Genomic DNA, 16,309 nt, shown 5'->3' on the forward strand with positions numbered 1-16,309 from the left:
ACGATGCCGCAGCGGCCATCGGGGTCTTCCGGGTCTGGTCCGCGCGGAGCGGGCACGCGACGCGAGGACCAGCGTCCAGAGGAGGCAGCGCCGCGCCGGGGGAGCGAGGAGCCCCGGCGCGGCTCCACCCATGGCACGGACGCCCCGCGCCGGGGTGGGAAGCCCGAGGCGGATCCGCCCGGCGAGCGCGGCTTCGGCATCTCCGAGGCGCGGGCGTACACGCCGCGCGGCCGCACGGTGCGGGAGCGGACGCCGCGCACCGGGCGCACCACCGACCCGTTCCGCCCGGCACTGCAGGTGGTCGAGGGGGGCAAGCCGCGCGCTCCCCGGCGCCCGGCCCCGGAGGAGCAGCCGCGCGGCGGCAACGGCCGTGCGGCGGCGGGCGGAACCGGCCGGGCGGGCGGCAACGGCGGTCGCACGGGCGGCAACAGCCGGCAGCGGGCCGAACAGCCGGCGGGCCGCACCGAGGCCCCGCCCAGGGTCAGGCGGAAGTCCACCACCGCGGCCGTACCCGCGCCTCGAAAGCGGACGACGGCGGCGAAGGCGTCCGCGGCGGCCAAGCGGCCGCCCGCGCCGCGGAAAAGGGCTCCGCGGCGCCCGCCGCGGCTGATGGACCAGCGGCGGCGGCTGCGCCTCGGTACGGTGCTGGCGCTGACGGTCTTCGCCACGATCGGGATCCGGATCGTGACGATGCAGTTCACCGAGTCGCCGGCGTTCGCGGAGAAGGGGCTGCAGACGCGGCTGGACCGGGTCGACCTGCCGGCGCCGCGCGGCGCCATCTATGACCGGGGCGGCGCGGTGCTCGCGCACAGCGTCGAGGCGCGTTACGTCGCGGTCGACCCGGAGCTGGTCACCGACCTGGAGAAGACGGCCGCCGCGCTGCAGCCGCTGATCGCGGTGCCCAAGTCGGAGCTGATCGCCAAGATGGCCAAGCGCCAGCAGCCGGGCGGCGGCCCGTCCCGCTTCGAGTACCTGGCCCGCGGGGTCAGCATCGCCGACGGTCAGCGGGTCGAGGCGCTCGACCTGGCCGGCATCATCGTCGACCGGGACGAGCGGCGCCAGGTGCCCGGCCAGGACCTCGCGGCTAGCATCATCGGCTTCACCAGCCAGGACCTCAACGGGTTGGAAGGGCTGGAGGCGCGCTACGACGACCTGCTGCGCGGCGTGGACGGCAAGCGGGTCTTCGAGGTCGGGCAGGGCTCGCTCAACGCGGAGATCCCGGGTGGCTACAACCGCACGACCGAGGCGCAGCCGGGCAGCTCGCTCCAGCTGACCATCGACCGCGACCTGCAGTACTTCGTGCAGAAGACGCTCGCCGAGCGGATGGCGCAGGCCAAGGCGTACACCGGGGCGGCGGTGGTGCTCGACGTGCGCACCGGCGAGGTGCTGGCGCAGGCCAGCTACCCGACGTACGACGCGGCGCAGCCGTTGAAGAGCAAGGCGGAGGACCGCGAGGACACGGCGACCAGCTTCGTGGTCGACCCGGGTTCGGTGCACAAGGCGATCACCATCGGGGCGGCGCTGCAGGAGGGCGCGGTCAAGCCGACGGACACGTTCGTGGTGGGGCCGCGGGTGCGCAAGGGCGACCAGTGGTTCAAGGACACGCACACCAACTGGACGCCCAAGCGGATGAGCATCCCGGGCATCCTGGCGTACTCGTCCAACGTGGGCACGATCGCGATCGCCGACAAGCTGGGCAAGGAGAAGCTGTACGAGTACCAGAAGAAGTTCGGGCTCGGCACGGCGACCGGCGTGGGCGTGCCCGGCGAGGCCTCCGGCCTGCTGCTGCCGCCGGGCAAGTGGAGCGGCTCGTCGTACGGGTCGGTGCCGATCGGTCACAGTGTCGCGGTGACGCCGTTGCAGATGGCCGCGGCGTACGCGGCGATCGCCAACGACGGCACCTGGGTGCAGCCGCACCTGGTCAAGGAGACGATCGCGCCGGACGGCAAGCGCACGCCGACCGCGCCGCCCGTCACGCGGCAGGTGCTCAGCCCGGAGAACGCCCAGACACTGCGCCAGATGCTGGAAGCGGTGACCAGCGTGGAGGGCGCCACCGGCGTGCGCGCGGCCGTGGACGGGTACCGGGTGGCCGGCAAGACCGGCACCGGCTCGCGCGTCGTCAACGGCCAGTACGTCTCCGGCTCGGTCGCGTCGTTCGTCGGCATGGCGCCGGCGGAGAACCCCCGGTACGTCATCGCGGTCTTCGCGCACACCCCGGCTGGCGGGGGCGGCGAGGTCACCGCGCCGGCGTTCCACGACATGATGGGGTACGCGCTCACCCACTTCGGGGTACCCGCGAGCAGCGGGAAGCCGCCGAAGTTCGTCGTCTACCCCTGAACCGCCGGACGTGCTGTACGGCGGGCGTGCCATCAACCGGTAGGGTCTGACGCCGTGCCTGGCAATCTCCGTCCGCGTACGGTGACCCCGCGGTCCCTGACCGGCCTCGCGGCGCTGGTGGGTGCCACCGCCCCGGCTGACCCGCTGGCCGGCGGCGCTCCTGGCGCGGCGGCTGATCCGCTGGTCAGCGGCGTGACCCACGCGAGCGGCGACGTCCGCCCCGGCGACCTCTACGCGGCGCTGCCCGGCGCCCGGCGGCACGGCGCCGAGTTCGTGGCCGCCGCCGCCGCTTCCGGCGCGGTGGCGGTGTTCACCGACCCGGGCGGCGCCGGCGCGGCGGCCGCGGCCGGGCTGCCCGCGATCGTGGTACCCGACCCGCGGGACGCGCTCGGCGCGGTCGCCTCGGCCGTCTACGGCGACCCGACCGGGCAGCTCACCGTCATCGGCATCACCGGCACCGCCGGCAAGACCTCCACCGCGTACCTGGTGGAGAGCGGCCTGCGCGCCGCCGGCCACGTGACCGGGCTGATCGGCACCGTCGAGACCCGCCTCGGCGACCTGGTGGTGGAGAGCGTCCGCACCACGCCCGAGGCCACCGACCTGCACGCGCTGCTCGCCGTGGCCCGGGAGCGGGGCGTGACCGCCGTGGTGATGGAGGTGTCCAGCCACGCGCTCGCGATGGGGCGGGTCGGCGGGGTCCGCTTCGACGTCGGCGGGTACACCAACTTCGGCCTCGACCACCTCGACTTCCACGCGGACGCGGCGGACTACTTCGCGGCCAAGGCGAAGCTCTTCGACGGCCGCTGCCGGGTGGAGATCCTCAACCTCGACGATCCCGCGCTGCGGCCGCTGACGAAGCCGGCCACGGTTACGTACTCGGCGGACGGCGCCGCGTCCGCCACCTGGCGGGCCTCCGCCGTCGCCGGCACGTCGTACTCGCAGCGGTTCACCGCGATCGGGCCGGACGGGCCGGTCGAGGCGGGCGTCTCGCTGCCCGGCCGGCACAACGTCGCCAACGCGCTGCTCGCCATCGCCGCGCTGGTCGCCACCGGCGCCGACCCGGCCACCGCCGCGCGGGGCGTGGCCGACTGCCCGGGTGTTCCGGGGCGGCTGGAGCGGGTCTGGCCCCGGCGGGCCGGCGCGAGCGCGGACCAGCAGAGCGCCGGGCCGGTGCTCGGCGTGGTCGACTACGCGCACAAGCCGGACGCGATCGTGGCCGCGCTCACCGCGCTGCGCGAGCTCGCCACCGACCGGGGCGGGCGGCTCTTCTGCGTGATCGGGGCCGGCGGCGACCGGGACAAGGCCAAGCGCCCGCTGATGGGCCGGGCCGCGGCCGAGGGAGCCGACATCGTGGTGGTCACCGACGACAATCCGCGTACCGAGGATGCCGCGGCGATCCGGCGCGGGCTCCTCGACGGGATCGGGGATACGCCCGCCGAGGTCTTCGAGATCGCCGGCCGGCGGGCGGCGATCGACTTCGCGGTGGGCAAGGCGGCGCCCGGCGACATCGTCGCGGTGCTGGGCAAGGGGCACGAGCGCGGACAGGAGGTCGGTGGCGAGGTGCTGCCGTTCGACGACCGGGTGGAGCTGGCCGCGGCGCTCGCGGAGGTGGGTACGTGATCGCGTTGACGCTCGCCGAGATCGCGACCGCCGTCGGTGGCCGGCTGGAGGGCGACCCTTCGATCCGGGTGACCGGCACCGTCGAGTTCGACTCCCGCAAGGTGACGCCGGGCGGGCTGTTCGTGGCGTTCCCCGGCGAGAAGGTGGACGGCCACGACTACGCCGCCGCCGCCGTCTCGGCCGGTGCCGTGGCGGTGCTGGCGTCCCGGCCGGTACCGGTGCCGGCGATCCTGGTCGAGGACCAGCGCGCCGCGATGGCCACGCTCGCCCGGTACGTGGTCGACCGGCTGCCCGCCCTGACCGTCGTGGGGCTCACCGGCTCCTCCGGCAAGACGACCACGAAGGACCTCGTCGCGCAGCTGCTCACCCGGCTCGGCCCGACCGTGGCGACGGCCGGCTCGTTCAACAACGAGCTCGGGCATCCGTACACGGTGCTCCGCGCCGACGAGCGGACCCGCTTCCTGGTGCTGGAGATGGGCGCCCGGGGCGCCGGGCACATCACCCACCTCTGCGAGGTCGCCCCGCCGCGGATCGGCGTGGTGATCAACGTGGGCGTCGCGCACATCGGCGAGTTCGGCTCGGTCGACGCGATCGCCGCCGCCAAGGGCGAGCTGGTCGAGGCGCTGCCGGCGGACGGCGTGGCGGTGCTCAACGCCGACGATCCCCGGGTACGCGCGATGGCCGCCCGTACCGGCGCGAAGGTGGTGCTGGCCGGTGAGGCGCCGGACGCGACGGTGCGCGCGGCGGACGTGACCCTTTCGGCGGGGCGGGCGGCGTTCACGCTCGTCACGCCGGACGGGGAGGCGCCGGTGCGGCTCGCCATCGCCGGGCGCCACCAGGTGGGCAACACGCTGCTGGCCGCGGCGGTCGCGCACACGCTCGGCTTCCCGGTGGCCGAGCTGGGCGACGCCCTGTCGCGGCTGCGGGTGGTCTCCGCCCGCCGGATGGATGTCTTCGACCGTGCCGACGGTGTCACGGTCATCGACGACTCGTACAACGCCAATCCCGCCTCGATGGCGGCCGCGCTGCGCGCGCTGGTCGGCACCGGCGGGGGCCGCCGCACGGTGGCGGTGCTGGGCTACATGGCCGAGCTGGGCGAGTACGAGCGGGAAGGCCACGAGGAGGTCGGCCGCCTCGCCGCTGAGCTCGGCGTCGACCGGCTGATCGTGGTGGGTGACACCGCCGCGCCGATCCACTCCGGCGCGGCGGCCGTGGCGACGTGGGGAGGAGAGTCGGTGCTGGTTACCGATCAGGGCGCGGCCGTCGCGGCGCTGCGGCGCGAGCTGCGCCCCGGCGACGTCGTGCTCGTGAAGGGCTCGCGCTACCGCACCTGGGACGTGGTTGACTCGCTTCGACCAGGGGCCAGTTCGTGAGGGCGGTCATCGTCGCGGCCGCGGTCGCGTTCCTGGTGTCGCTCTTCGGCACCCCGGTCGGCATCCGGGTCTTCACCGCGCTCAAGGCGGGACAGCCCATCCGTTCCATCGGCCCCTCGACCCACCAGGGCAAGAAGGGCACGCCGACGATGGGCGGCGTGGTGTTCATCATCGCCACGGTCCTGGCGTACGTCGCCGGTCACGCCGCGCTGACCACCCTGCCCGAGCAGCAGATCGCCCAGGTCGGCCCGACGATCACCGCGCTGGTGCTGCTCGGGCTCTTCGTCTTCTGCGGGGCGGTCGGCTTCATCGACGACTACCTGAAGGTGCGGCGGCGCAACAGCGGCGGGCTCAGCGGCCGGTACAAGCTGATCGGCCAGGCGATCGTCGGCGGCGTCTTCGGCGTGGTCGCGCTCTACTTCCCGAGCACCAACACCGAGACGGTCGGCAGCACGCACGTCTCGTTCATCCGGGACGTCGACTGGCTCGACGTCGGCAAGGTCGGCTCGGTGCTGCTGTTCATCTTCGTGGTGATGGCGGCCAGCAACGGCGTCAACCTCACCGACGGCCTCGACGGCCTCGCCACCGGCGCCTCGGTGATGGTGCTCGCCGCGTACGGCCTGATCGCCTTCTGGCAGTACCGCCACTGGTGCGCGGACCCGAACTACTCGGTGGACTACTGCTACGCGGTACGAGATCCGCTGGAGATAGCGCTGATCGCCGGCGCCGCGGCCGGCGCGTGCGTCGGCTTCCTGTGGTGGAACACCTCGCCGGCCCGGATCTTCATGGGCGACACCGGAGCGCTGGGGCTGGGCGGCCTGATCGGCGGCCTGGCGATGGCCTCCCGGACGATGCTGCTGCTGCTCATCATCGGCGGCCTCTTCGTCATCATCACGATGTCCGTGGTCATCCAGGTGATCTCGTTCCGGACGACCGGCAGACGCGTCTTCCGGATGTCACCGCTCCAGCACCACTTCGAGCTGGCCGGCTGGAGCGAGGTCAACATCGTGGTCCGCTTCTGGATCATCGCCGGCATCGGCGTGGCGATCGGCCTGGGCCTCTTCTACTCCGAGTTCCTGACGGCCGTCAGCTAGAGCTTTACGGAGTCGATCACGTTCGTTTGGGGACGCGGAGGGTGAGGCGATCGTGAGGGCGGCACGCGACACGCCCGGGAATTAGCCGGGGTGTGCGCGGTGGGGCGTTGATGATAAGGACGTGGGGGAGGACGACAAGGCCGGTGCCGGTGCCGGTCCGCTCGCGGCGCTGCGCGGGCTGCTCCAGCGTCCCCTCGCGTCGTACTACCTGCTGATCTCCAGCGCCGCCCTGCTGCTGGTCATCGGCCTCACCATGGTCTTCTCGGCGACCAGCGTGAAGGCGTACGCGACGAACGGCAACGCGTTCACGATGATCACCAAGCAGGTGGTCTTCGCCGCGATCGGGCTGGTCGCCTTCTGGGCCTGCCAGCGGCTGCCGGCCCGCACGTTCCGGGCGCTCGGCCGGCCGGTCCTGGGCGCGGCGATCGTGCTGCTGGTGGTCCTCAACCTGCTCGTCGTGTACGGGCGGATGGCCGACATCGAGGACACCGTCTCGTTCGGGCCGCTCAAGGCCGACCTGCTCTGGCTCTGGCTCGGCCCGATCCAGGTGCAGCCCTCCGAGCTGGCCAAGTTCGGCCTGGTCATGTGGGGTGCCGACCTGCTGGTCCGCAAGGGTGAGGCGCTGGGCTGGTGGCGCGAGCTGGCCACGCCGCTCTTCCCGGTGGTGGGGCTGCTGTTCGTGCTGGTCGGCTACAACGACCTCGGTACGATGCTCTGCCTGCTCGCCGTCGTCGTGGGCCTGCTCTGGGCCGCCGGCGTACGGCTGCGGGTCTTCGCGGTCCTCTCCGCGCTCGGCCTCGGCGGCGTCGGGCTGCTGATCGCGGCCGCCTCGCTGGGCGGCGGCTCCAGCTCCGAAGGGGAGGCGAACTACCGGCTCGGCCGGCTGACCTCGTTCGTCAACCCGCCCGACGACTGCATCCAGCAAGCCTGCTACCAGGCGATGCAGGCCCGGTACGCGATCGACCACGGCGGCTGGTTCGGCGTCGGGCTGGGCAAGAGCAGCCTCAAGTGGGGCTGGCTGCCGGCCGAGCAGAACGACTTCATCTTCGCCGTGCTCGCCGAGGAGCTGGGCGTCGTCGGCTGCGTCGTGGTGCTCGCCCTGTTCGCCGTGCTGACCTACACCGGCCTGCGCATCGCCCGCCGGGTCGACGACCCGTTCCGCCGGCTGGCCGCCGCGGCCGTGACCACCTGGCTGGCCAGCCAGGCGGTCATCAACATCGGCGGGGTGGTGGGGCTGCTGCCGATCACCGGCCTGCCGCTCCCGTTCATCTCCGACGGCGGCAGTGCCCTCGTGGTCACCCTCGCCGCGGTAGGCATGCTCGCCTCCTTCGCCCGTGCCGAGCCGGACGCGGCTCGAGCCCTGCACGCCCGTCCGCCCGCTAAATGGGTGCGGCTACTCTGGGCCCCGTTGCCACCGCTGCCGCCGGCCGCCAAGCCGGCGACGAAGCCCGCGGCCGCCAAGCCGGCCGCGAAGGTCGCCACGGCGGCGGGGCGCGGCGGCGCGGAGAGCGAGAGGAGACGGTGATGGGTGTGCTGCGGTCGGTCGTCCTGGCGGGAGGGGGGACCGGGGGCCACATCTACCCATTGCTGGCCTTCGCGGACTGCCTCCGGCGGCACGATCCGCACGTCCGCATCACCTGCGTCGGCACGCCCAGGGGCCTGGAAAACGAGCTGATCCCGCCGCACGGCTACGACCTGCGACAGATCCCGGCCTACCAGCTGCCCCGCTCGCTCAACATGAACCTGCTGCGTACGCCGGACCGGATGTGGCGCTCGGCGCGCGCGGCGGGCAAGGTGCTCGACGAGGTGCGGGCCGACGCGGTGGTCGGCTTCGGCGGGTACGTGTCGGTGCCGGCCTACCTCGCCGCCTGGCGCCGCGAGATGCCGATCGTGATCCACGAGGTCAACGTGCCGCCGGGCGTGGCCAACCGGATGGGCATGAAGTTCACCAAGCACGTCGCCGTCGGCTTCCCGCACCAGCCGCTGAAGTCCGAGGCGCTGCGCGGCGCGCGGGTGGTGGGCGTGCCGCTGCGCCGCTCGATCAGCTCGCTCGACCGCGCGGCCGCCCGCGACGCCGCCCGGGCCCACTTCGGGCTCCGCCCCGACCTGCCGGTGCTCTTCGTCTCCGGCGGTTCGCAGGGCGCCCGTTCGATCAACCTCGCGGTCATCGGCGCCGCCAAGGAGCTGGCCCGCGCCGGCGTGCAGGTGCTGCACGTGATCGGCGCCCGCAACGAGGCGGTGTCGCCGCCGAGCGACCTGCCGGTGCCGTACAAGACGCTGCCGTACCTGTCCGAGATGGAGCTCGGGTACGCGGCGGCCGACCTCATGCTGTGCCGCGGCGGCGCGATGACCTGCGCCGAGGTGGCCGCGCTCGGGCTGCCCGCGGTGTACGTGCCGTACCCGCACAGCAACCAGGAGCAGAAGCGCAACGCGTTGCCGGTCGTGGAGGCCGGCGGCGGGCTGCTCGTCGACGACGCCGAGCTGAGCCCGGACTGGATCGAAAGGACGGTGGTCCCGCTGGCACGCGATCCGCAGCGGCTGGCGGCGATGGGCGCCGCAGCGGCCGCATACGGCCGGCGCGACGGCGACGAGGCGCTGCTCGACTTCGTCTACGAGGCGGTGGCAGCGGCGTGACCTCGCCCGTTGACGAGTTCACCGCCGAGGATCTCGGCGCGGTCCACCTCATCGGCGTGGGCGGCGTGGGCATGAGCGGCCTGGCCCGACTGCTGCTCACCCGCGGCATCCCGGTCTCCGGCAGCGAGCTGCGCGAGTGGCCGTCGCTGGCCGGGCTGCGCGCGCTCGGCGGCACCGTCCACATGACACACGAAGCGTCCAACCTGGACGGTGTCGACACGGTCGTCTACTCGACCGCGATCCCGCAGGACCACCTGGAGCTGGTCGAGGCGCGGCGGCGCGGGCTGCGCGTGCTGCACCGGGCCGAGGCGCTGGCCGCGGCGATGACCGGGCGGCGGGCGATCGCGGTGGCCGGCACCCACGGCAAGACGACCACCACCTCGATGGCGACGCTCATCCTGCAGCAGGCCGGCGAGGACCCGTCGTTCGTCATCGGCGGCGAGATCTCCGAGGCGGGCTCCAACGGGCACCACGGCACCGGCCAGTACTTCGTGGTGGAGGCGGACGAGAGCGACCGCTCGTTCCTGCTCTACCGGCCGTACGTGGCCATCATCACCAACATCGACGCCGACCACCTCAACACGTACGGCGACCTGGCCGGGCTCTCCGCCGCGTTCGCCGAGTTCGCGCGGCTGGTGCGGCCGGGCGGGTTCGTGGTCACCTGCGCCGACAACCCGGGCACCCGCGAGCTGGCCGAGCTGCTGCGCGGCGAGGGGCGCACGGTGTACACGTACGGCGAGGCGGAGGATGCCGACCTGCGCCTGACCGACATCGTGTCCTCAGTGGACGGTGTGCGGTACCAGGCCGCGTTGGACGGCAAGCCGCTCGGCACGGTCACGCTGCCGGTGCCCGGCCGCCACCTCGGCCTCAACAGCGCCGCCGCCGTGCTCACCGCGATCCGGCTCGACCTTCCGCTGGAGGCGGCGGTGCGCGCGCTTGCGGCGTTCCCCGGGGTGCGGCGGCGCTTCGAGCGCAAGGGCGTCGCGGCCGGCGTCGCCGTGTACGACGAGTACGCGTACCACCCGACGTCGATGACCGCCGCGCTGCACACGCTCCGCGAGGTGGCCGCCGGCGGCCGGCTGCTGGTGGTCTTCCAGCCGTACCGGGTCTACCGCACCCGCGACCTGCAGGCCGAGCTCGCCACCGCGCTGGCCATCGCCGACGAGGTGATCATCCTCGAGGTCTTCGGCCCGGGCGAGGTGCGCCAGCCCGGCGAGGGCGGCATCGCCCTGACCGCCGCGGTCGACCTCCCGTCCGGCTCGAAGGTCTTCATACCCTCCTGGGAGGACGTCCCCGCCGAGGTGGTCCGCCGCGCCAAGCCCGGCGACGTGGTCGTCACGATGGGCGCCCCGCCGATCTCGCTGATGGGCGACGAGCTCTTGGCGGCCCTCGCGTGACCTCTCCGGTGATCGAAGCTCCCCCCATGTCGCTAGAACGGCGTGGCGGGAGCTTCGATCACGGGGAGGGGAGGGCGTGACCGCACCCGGAGGGCGGCGGGCCGGGGCGCGGCGCTGGCGGCTGGTCCGGGCGCACTCCGATGCCGTGCCGGCCTCCGTGCGGCGGTTCATGGCGCGGGCCCGCCGGCGGCGGCTGCGGGCGGCGATGCCCTGGCTGACCATCGGCGGCGTGCTGGCGCTGATCGGGCTGGGCACCTGGATCGTGTACGGCACCGGCCTCCTCGGCGTCCGCGAGGTGCGGGTCTCCGGCACCGACATCCTCTCCGAGGACGACGTGCGCGAGGCGGCCGGCGTGCGGGACGGCGTCGCGCTGGCCCGGGTCGACCTCGACGGCATCGAGGAACGGCTGGCCGCGCTCGCCCCGGTCGACCACGTGATCGCCTCCCGCGACTGGCCCGGCACGATCGCGATCGAGGTCGTGGAGCGTACGCCGGTGGCGGTGGTGCCGCAGGGCGCCAAGTACGTGCTGGTCGACCGGCACGGGGTGGCGTTCCACACGGTCAGCGGCAAGCCGGGCGGGCTCCCGCTGGCCCGGGTCGCCAAGCCGGGGCCGGACGACGCCGACACCCGTTCGGCCGTCGAGGTGCTCACCGCGCTCAGCCCGCAGCTGGCCAAGCAGCTCTCCGCCGTGGTCGTCAAGGGGCCGGCGGAGATCGAACTGGAGCTGCGCGGCGGCCGGGTGATCGTGTGGGGCGACTCGAGCCAGAGCGACGCGAAGTCTCAGGTCGCGACCGCGCTGCTGCGCAAGAAGGGCGACCGGATCGACGTCAGCGCGCCGGAGGTCGTCACCATCCGGTGAGCGAGCGGGCGCCGACGGTGCCGACGCCACGACGGCGCTGAGCGGGACCCGCGACGGCGCTGAGCGAGAGAGGCAAATGGCGCTATTGCAAAGCGCCCGGCGTGTCGGTCCTTGGATCACGCCCTACCTCCGCTTACGTTGCCGGAGAGGATCAGTAGTTGACATAACTCTAAGCCTCTAGTAGAGGGTGAGGGTTACGCCTTCGCTCGTCGGACCCTGGCACCAAACCTGGGAGGGAAGGCCACCTGATGACACCACCGCACAACTACCTCGCGGTCATCAAGGTCGTCGGCATCGGCGGTGGCGGCGTCAACGCGGTCAACCGCATGATCGAGGTGGGCCTCAAGGGCGTCGAGTTCATCGCGATCAACACCGACGCACAGGCACTGCTGATGAGTGACGCCGACGTCAAGCTCGACGTCGGCCGCGAGCTGACCCGGGGGCTCGGCGCGGGCGCCAACCCGGACGTCGGCAAGAACGCCGCCGAAGACCACCGCGACGAGATCGAAGAGGTGCTCAAGGGCGCCGACATGGTCTTCGTGACCTGCGGCGAGGGCGGCGGCACCGGCACCGGCGGCGCGCCGGTCGTCGCGCAGATCGCCCGCAAGCTGGGCGCGCTGACCATCGGCGTGGTGACCCGGCCGTTCTCGTTCGAGGGCAAGCGCCGGCAGGTGCAGGCCGAGTCCGGCATAGACGAGCTGCGCAACCAGTGCGACACGCTCATCGTGATCCCGAACGACCGGCTGCTCGCGCTCGGCGACCGCGGGATCTCCATGATGGACGCGTTCCGGCAGGCCGACCAGGTGCTGCTCTCCGGTGTCCAGGGCATCACCGACCTGATCACCACGCCGGGCCTGATCAACCTGGACTTCGCCGACGTCAAGAGCGTGATGAGCGGCGCGGGCAGCGCGCTCATGGGCATCGGCAGCGCCCGTGGCGACAGCCGCGCGGTCGAGGCGGCCGAGAAGGCGATCTCCAGCCCGCTGCTGGAGCAGAGCATGGACGGCGCCCGGGGCGTGCTGCTCTCCATCGCCGGCGGCTCCGACCTCGGCCTGTTCGAGATCAACGACGCGGCCCAGCTGGTCACCGACGCGGCCCACCCGGACGCCAACATCATCTTCGGTGCGGTGATCGACGACGCGCTCGGCGACGAGGTACGGGTGACCGTGATCGCGGCCGGCTTCGACGGTGGCGCACCGGCGTACAAGCCGGCCGAGGCGCCGCGCAAGGTGGTGCCCCGGGCGGACACCCCGGTGCCGACCAGCGCACCGCCGGTCTCGCCGGCCCCGCCGCCGCCCGCCCGCCGGGTGCTCTTCGACGACGTGGACGTGCCGGACTTCCTCAAGAACGGCTCCTGACCGCGGCCTCGAACCGCGCATGCGGGACGCTTGCTCTCGTGCGTGAGGAAGAGATCGCGGCCGGGCTCGCGGCCGTACACGAACGGATCGGCGCCGCCTGTGCCGCGGCCGGGCGGGACCCCGGCGAGGTGACGCTGGTCGTGGTCACGAAGACCTACCCGGCCAGCGACGTCCAGGTGCTCGCCAAGCTCGGCGTCACCGACGTGGGGGAAAACCGCGACCAGGAGGCCGCGCCCAAGGCCGAGGAGGTCGCGGCGCTCGGTGCCCAGGTGCGGTGGCACTTCGTCGGGCAGCTCCAGCGCAACAAGTGCCGCTCGGTCGTGGGGTACGCCGACGCGGTGCACTCGATTGACGGCGTCCGGCTGGCCCGCGCGCTCGCCGGGGCGGCGCAGCGGCACCGGGAGCGGCCGTTGGACGTCCTGGTACAGGTGAGCATCGACGGCGACCCGGCCCGTGGCGGCGCGGTGGTCGGCGCCACGGTCGACCCGGACCGCGACTTCGACCGGGTGGCGCTGACCGTGGCCGAGGCCGCCCCGCTGCGGCTCGCCGGCGTCATGGCGGTGGCGCCGTTGCACTGGTCGCCGGAGGCGGCGTTCGAGCGGCTGACCGAGGTCTCCGCCCGGCTGCGCGCCGCGCACCCGGAGGCCACGGCCGTCTCGGCGGGGATGAGCGCCGATCTCGAAGCGGCGATCGGGTACGGCGCGACACACGTGAGGATCGGCAGCGCGGTGCTCGGAACCCGCCCTAAGCTGCGGTAGCCTGGCGGCCGGGCACCGAACTACACCATTGTTATTCGTGGTTCCTCAGTGGGGCCTCAGGCCGGTGTGCGGGAACGCGACGTGGCACGCCAGGGGGCGCGTGCCGCCCGGCGGAGGGAGGTGGGCGCATGAGCGCTCTGCGCAAGGCGGGGGTCTGGCTCGGTCTCGTCGAGGAGGACGACGACCGTTCCTACGACGACGGGTACGAGAGCAAGAGCCGGTACCGGGACAGCGGGTACCGCGACCGTGACCGCGACTCGCGGGACGGCTGGGAGAGCCGGTCGAGCCGGTACGCGGAGGAGTTCGCGGACGAGGACGAGGAGCTCGACGAGCAGCCGCCGCCGCGTACGCGGTCGCGGGTGGGTGAGCGCGTCCCGCTGGAGCGTTCGCCGTCGCGGAGCGAGCTGACCCGCGAGCCGTCGGGTCGGGGGGACCTGGATCGGGTCGACGGGGAGCGGGCCAGCGTCCGCTCGATCACTCGACCGAGCGCGCCGGAGCCGGTCGCGTATCCGACTCGGGAGAACCTGGCGCTCGCGCCCCAGGTGCAGCTCCGCGAGCGGGCCGTCGTGGCGGACGAGGACCAGCGGTACCAGATCACCACGCTCCACCCGACGACCTACCGGGAGGCGCGGACCATCGGTGAGCACTTCCGCGATGGCGTACCTGTGATCATTAATCTCACCGAGATGGACGAGGCGGACGCCCGCCGACTGGTCGATTTCGCCGCCGGTTTGGCTTTCGGACTGCGCGGTACGATCGAGCGCGTGACCAACCGGGTGTTCCTGCTCTCTCCGGCCAACGTCCAGGTCACCGCGGAGGACAAGGCCAAGATTGCCGAGGGCGGGTTCTTCAACCTGAGCTAGATAACCCGACCGAGGGACCCTGCCTGCCGTGCTGTCGATCACCCTGCAAGTCGTTTACCTGGTGCTTTACGGCTTCTTCCTGACCCTTCTTGCCCGGTTTGTCCTAGGCGCGGTGCTCCAGTACGGCCGCCGCTGGCAGCCCAGCCGGGGGGCCGCGGCGGCATTGGAGTCCGTGTGGACCGTCACCGATCCACCCCTGCGGGCGTTGAGGCGTGTGATCCCACCACTGCGAATTGGTACTGTCAGCTTCGACCTAGCCTCCCTTGTGTTGCTGGTTATTCTGTTCGTGCTGATGTACGTGGTAGGGCGGTTGATCACTAGCTGAACAGCTGGTGACCAGCCGCTACGCGGCCTCAACTGACCCGAGGAGTTTCGATGCCGCTCACCCCGGCCGACGTTCACAACGTCGCCTTCAAGAAGCCTCCGATCGGCAAGCGGGGGTACGACGAGGAGGAGGTCGACGCCTTCCTTGACGAGGTTGAGCGCGAACTCGCTCGTCTGATCGAAGAAAACAACGAGCTCCGTGCGCAGGTCGAGCGCGGTGGCGGCGGTCGTGGCGGCGCTCCAGCCGGCCCGGGTGCCGACCCGCGGCTGGCCGCCGAGCTCAACGACATGAAGGCCCAGCTCGACCGCGTCCAGCGGGACAAGGCCGCCGCCGAGCAGGCGGCGCGGGCCATGCAGGCCGAGCTCGAGCAGGTGCGCTCGCAGGGCGGTCCGGTGGTCGGTGGCGACGGCGAGCAGCAGGCCCTGCGGGTCCTGATGATGGCCCAGCGCACCGCCGACGACCACGTGGCGGACGCCCGGCGCGAGGCCGACAAGCTGCTGTCCGACGCGCGGTCCAAGGCGGAGGAGGTCACCCGCGAGGCGCGGGCCAAGGCCGACGCCCTGGAGCGGGACGCCCGGCAGCGGCACCAGGAGGCGATGGGCGGGCTCGACGCCAAGCGCACCGCGCTCCAGAAGCACATCGAGGAGCTCAAGCAGTTCGAGCGCGAGTACCGCACCCGGCTCAAGGCCTACCTGGAGAGCCAGCTGCGCGACCTCGACGGTCGGGGGCAGGGCCTCGAGGCGGAGATGAGCCGGGCGGACGGCAACCGTGCCGTCGGCGGCTCCGGCGGCCTGGCCACGGCCGGCTCCTACGGCGGTGGCCGTGCGGGCGCGCTCGAGAGCCGGTAAACCACCTAAACGAGAGAAAAGCCGTTTCTTGCGGCGGGGGTGAGCTGTGATCGTCGGAAGTCTGCTGCTCATCCTCGTCGCCGTCACGCTGCTCGTGCTGGGCCTGGCCAACGGGTCGAGCGCGCTGCTGATCAGCTCCATCGCGGCGAGCTTGCTGGCTGCCGCCGCACTGGTCGTCGGTGCCCGCCAGGCCGCCGCCGCCCGTGCGGACGCCGGCTACGCCGACGACGACGAGCGGGAGCGTGCCGGCGACGAGGTCGAGGAGGCCGAGCGGGAGCGCCGCGCGCTGACCGCCGCCCGCGCGACCGAGCCGCTCGCCCGCCGCGCCGGCCCCGTCTACGGGCAGGCGAGCCGCCAGTCCGAGAGCACGATGCTCTTCGAGTCGCCGGTCGCGGTGGCCGAGCCGGCCGTCGAGTACCCCGTTCGCCAGCCGCTCGACTACCAGCCGGCCGAGGCGTACCCGCCGCCGGACGCCTACCCGCCGGCCGACGTCTCCGGCGCGGACGAGACCACCGCCGACATCCTCGACGAGGACGACCCGCCGGACGAGCCCGCCGCCCAGTACGTGTCGCCCGCCGACGCCGCCCGGGTCGCCCGGATGACGGCCGACGTGCTGGTGATCGACGGCCGCCCCCGCTACCACCTCGCCGGGTGCGTGCACCTGCTCGGCCGGGAGAGCGAGCCGCTCCCCGTCGGCGAGGCGGTCGAGCTCGGCTTCACCCCGTGCGGCCGCTGCGAGCCCGACAGCGCACTGCTCGCCGACGCCCGCCGCGTCTGAGGAGCACCTCCGCGCCGGGCCGGTCGCCGTGTGATCAAGACCCCAGACCAGCGGTAGCTCGGATC

At 73.0% G+C, this 16,309-nt stretch carries 14 protein-coding genes; all 14 read left to right on the forward strand.

Annotated features, from left to right (window positions below; all coding sequences use genetic code 11):
• The first annotated feature begins 3 nt into the window (after window positions 1-3).
• The 14 genes from RB614_RS08275 to RB614_RS08340 all read left to right on the forward strand — a co-directional run bounded on the left by RB614_RS08275 (window position 4) and on the right by RB614_RS08340 (window position 16,244).
• A complete protein-coding gene (locus RB614_RS08275) occupies window positions 4-2,337 on the forward strand; it encodes a peptidoglycan D,D-transpeptidase FtsI family protein (RefSeq protein ID WP_308711789.1) in 2,334 nt (777 codons plus the stop codon).
• Between the two features lie 54 nt (window positions 2,338-2,391).
• Window positions 2,392-3,957, forward strand: a complete 1,566-nt coding sequence (locus RB614_RS08280; protein ID WP_308711790.1) for a UDP-N-acetylmuramoyl-L-alanyl-D-glutamate--2,6-diaminopimelate ligase — start codon at window positions 2,392-2,394, stop codon at window positions 3,955-3,957.
• Window positions 3,954-5,330: a UDP-N-acetylmuramoyl-tripeptide--D-alanyl-D-alanine ligase gene (locus RB614_RS08285; protein ID WP_308711791.1), complete on the forward strand. Its 1,377-nt coding sequence runs from the start codon at window positions 3,954-3,956 to the stop codon at window positions 5,328-5,330. The genes RB614_RS08280 and RB614_RS08285 overlap by 4 nt, the downstream gene beginning before the upstream one ends.
• Complete coding sequence (gene mraY, locus RB614_RS08290) at window positions 5,327-6,424, forward strand: phospho-N-acetylmuramoyl-pentapeptide-transferase (RefSeq protein ID WP_308711792.1); 1,098 nt, start codon at window positions 5,327-5,329, stop codon at window positions 6,422-6,424. Before RB614_RS08285 ends, mraY begins: the two co-directional genes overlap by 4 nt.
• Before the next feature lie 121 nt (window positions 6,425-6,545).
• Window positions 6,546-7,949 (forward strand): FtsW/RodA/SpoVE family cell cycle protein, encoded by a 1,404-nt coding sequence (locus RB614_RS08295; protein ID WP_308711793.1) that lies wholly within the window; start codon window positions 6,546-6,548, stop codon window positions 7,947-7,949.
• Window positions 7,949-9,058 (forward strand): undecaprenyldiphospho-muramoylpentapeptide beta-N-acetylglucosaminyltransferase, encoded by a 1,110-nt coding sequence (gene murG / locus RB614_RS08300; protein WP_308711794.1) that lies wholly within the window; start codon window positions 7,949-7,951, stop codon window positions 9,056-9,058. The genes RB614_RS08295 and murG overlap by 1 nt, the downstream gene beginning before the upstream one ends.
• On the forward strand, window positions 9,055-10,455 hold the full coding sequence (murC, locus tag RB614_RS08305) for a UDP-N-acetylmuramate--L-alanine ligase (protein WP_308711795.1): 1,401 nt from the start codon (window positions 9,055-9,057) through the stop codon (window positions 10,453-10,455). The genes murG and murC overlap by 4 nt, the downstream gene beginning before the upstream one ends.
• 76 nt (window positions 10,456-10,531) lie before the next feature.
• Window positions 10,532-11,314, forward strand: a complete 783-nt coding sequence (locus RB614_RS08310; RefSeq protein ID WP_308711796.1) for a cell division protein FtsQ/DivIB — start codon at window positions 10,532-10,534, stop codon at window positions 11,312-11,314.
• Between the two features lie 248 nt (window positions 11,315-11,562).
• Window positions 11,563-12,672, forward strand: coding sequence for a cell division protein FtsZ (gene ftsZ / locus RB614_RS08315; protein WP_308711797.1), 1,110 nt, complete (start codon window positions 11,563-11,565; stop codon window positions 12,670-12,672).
• Window positions 12,673-12,710: 38 nt separating this feature from the next.
• Window positions 12,711-13,430, forward strand: coding sequence for a YggS family pyridoxal phosphate-dependent enzyme (locus tag RB614_RS08320; RefSeq protein WP_308711798.1), 720 nt, complete (start codon window positions 12,711-12,713; stop codon window positions 13,428-13,430).
• A gap of 128 nt (window positions 13,431-13,558) precedes the next feature.
• Window positions 13,559-14,293 (forward strand): cell division protein SepF, encoded by a 735-nt coding sequence (locus tag RB614_RS08325; RefSeq protein WP_308711799.1) that lies wholly within the window; start codon window positions 13,559-13,561, stop codon window positions 14,291-14,293.
• 28 nt (window positions 14,294-14,321) lie between these two features.
• Window positions 14,322-14,618 (forward strand): YggT family protein, encoded by a 297-nt coding sequence (locus tag RB614_RS08330; protein ID WP_173033127.1) that lies wholly within the window; start codon window positions 14,322-14,324, stop codon window positions 14,616-14,618.
• Between the two features lie 50 nt (window positions 14,619-14,668).
• The gene (locus RB614_RS08335; protein WP_308711800.1) at window positions 14,669-15,466 is read left to right on the forward strand and encodes a DivIVA domain-containing protein; all 798 of its coding nucleotides are present in this window, start codon (window positions 14,669-14,671) and stop codon (window positions 15,464-15,466) included.
• A 46-nt stretch (window positions 15,467-15,512) separates the two neighbouring features.
• A complete protein-coding gene (locus RB614_RS08340) occupies window positions 15,513-16,244 on the forward strand; it encodes a hypothetical protein (RefSeq protein ID WP_308711801.1) in 732 nt (243 codons plus the stop codon).
• Window positions 16,245-16,309: the final 65 nt, after the last annotated feature.

It is taken from the genome of Phytohabitans maris, from assembly GCF_031085175.1.
Lineage (GTDB): Bacteria > Actinomycetota > Actinomycetes > Mycobacteriales > Micromonosporaceae > Phytohabitans > Phytohabitans maris.

Coding starts and splice junctions, on each gene's coding strand:
- RB614_RS08275 (WP_308711789.1), top strand. CDS start 4: ATGCCGCAGCGGCCATCGGGGTCTTCCGGGTCTGGTCCGCGCGGAGCG.
- murG (WP_308711794.1), top strand. CDS start 7,949: ATGGGTGTGCTGCGGTCGGTCGTCCTGGCGGGAGGGGGGACCGGGGGC.
- ftsZ (WP_308711797.1), top strand. CDS start 11,563: ATGACACCACCGCACAACTACCTCGCGGTCATCAAGGTCGTCGGCATC.
- RB614_RS08325 (WP_308711799.1), top strand. CDS start 13,559: ATGAGCGCTCTGCGCAAGGCGGGGGTCTGGCTCGGTCTCGTCGAGGAG.
- RB614_RS08335 (WP_308711800.1), top strand. CDS start 14,669: ATGCCGCTCACCCCGGCCGACGTTCACAACGTCGCCTTCAAGAAGCCT.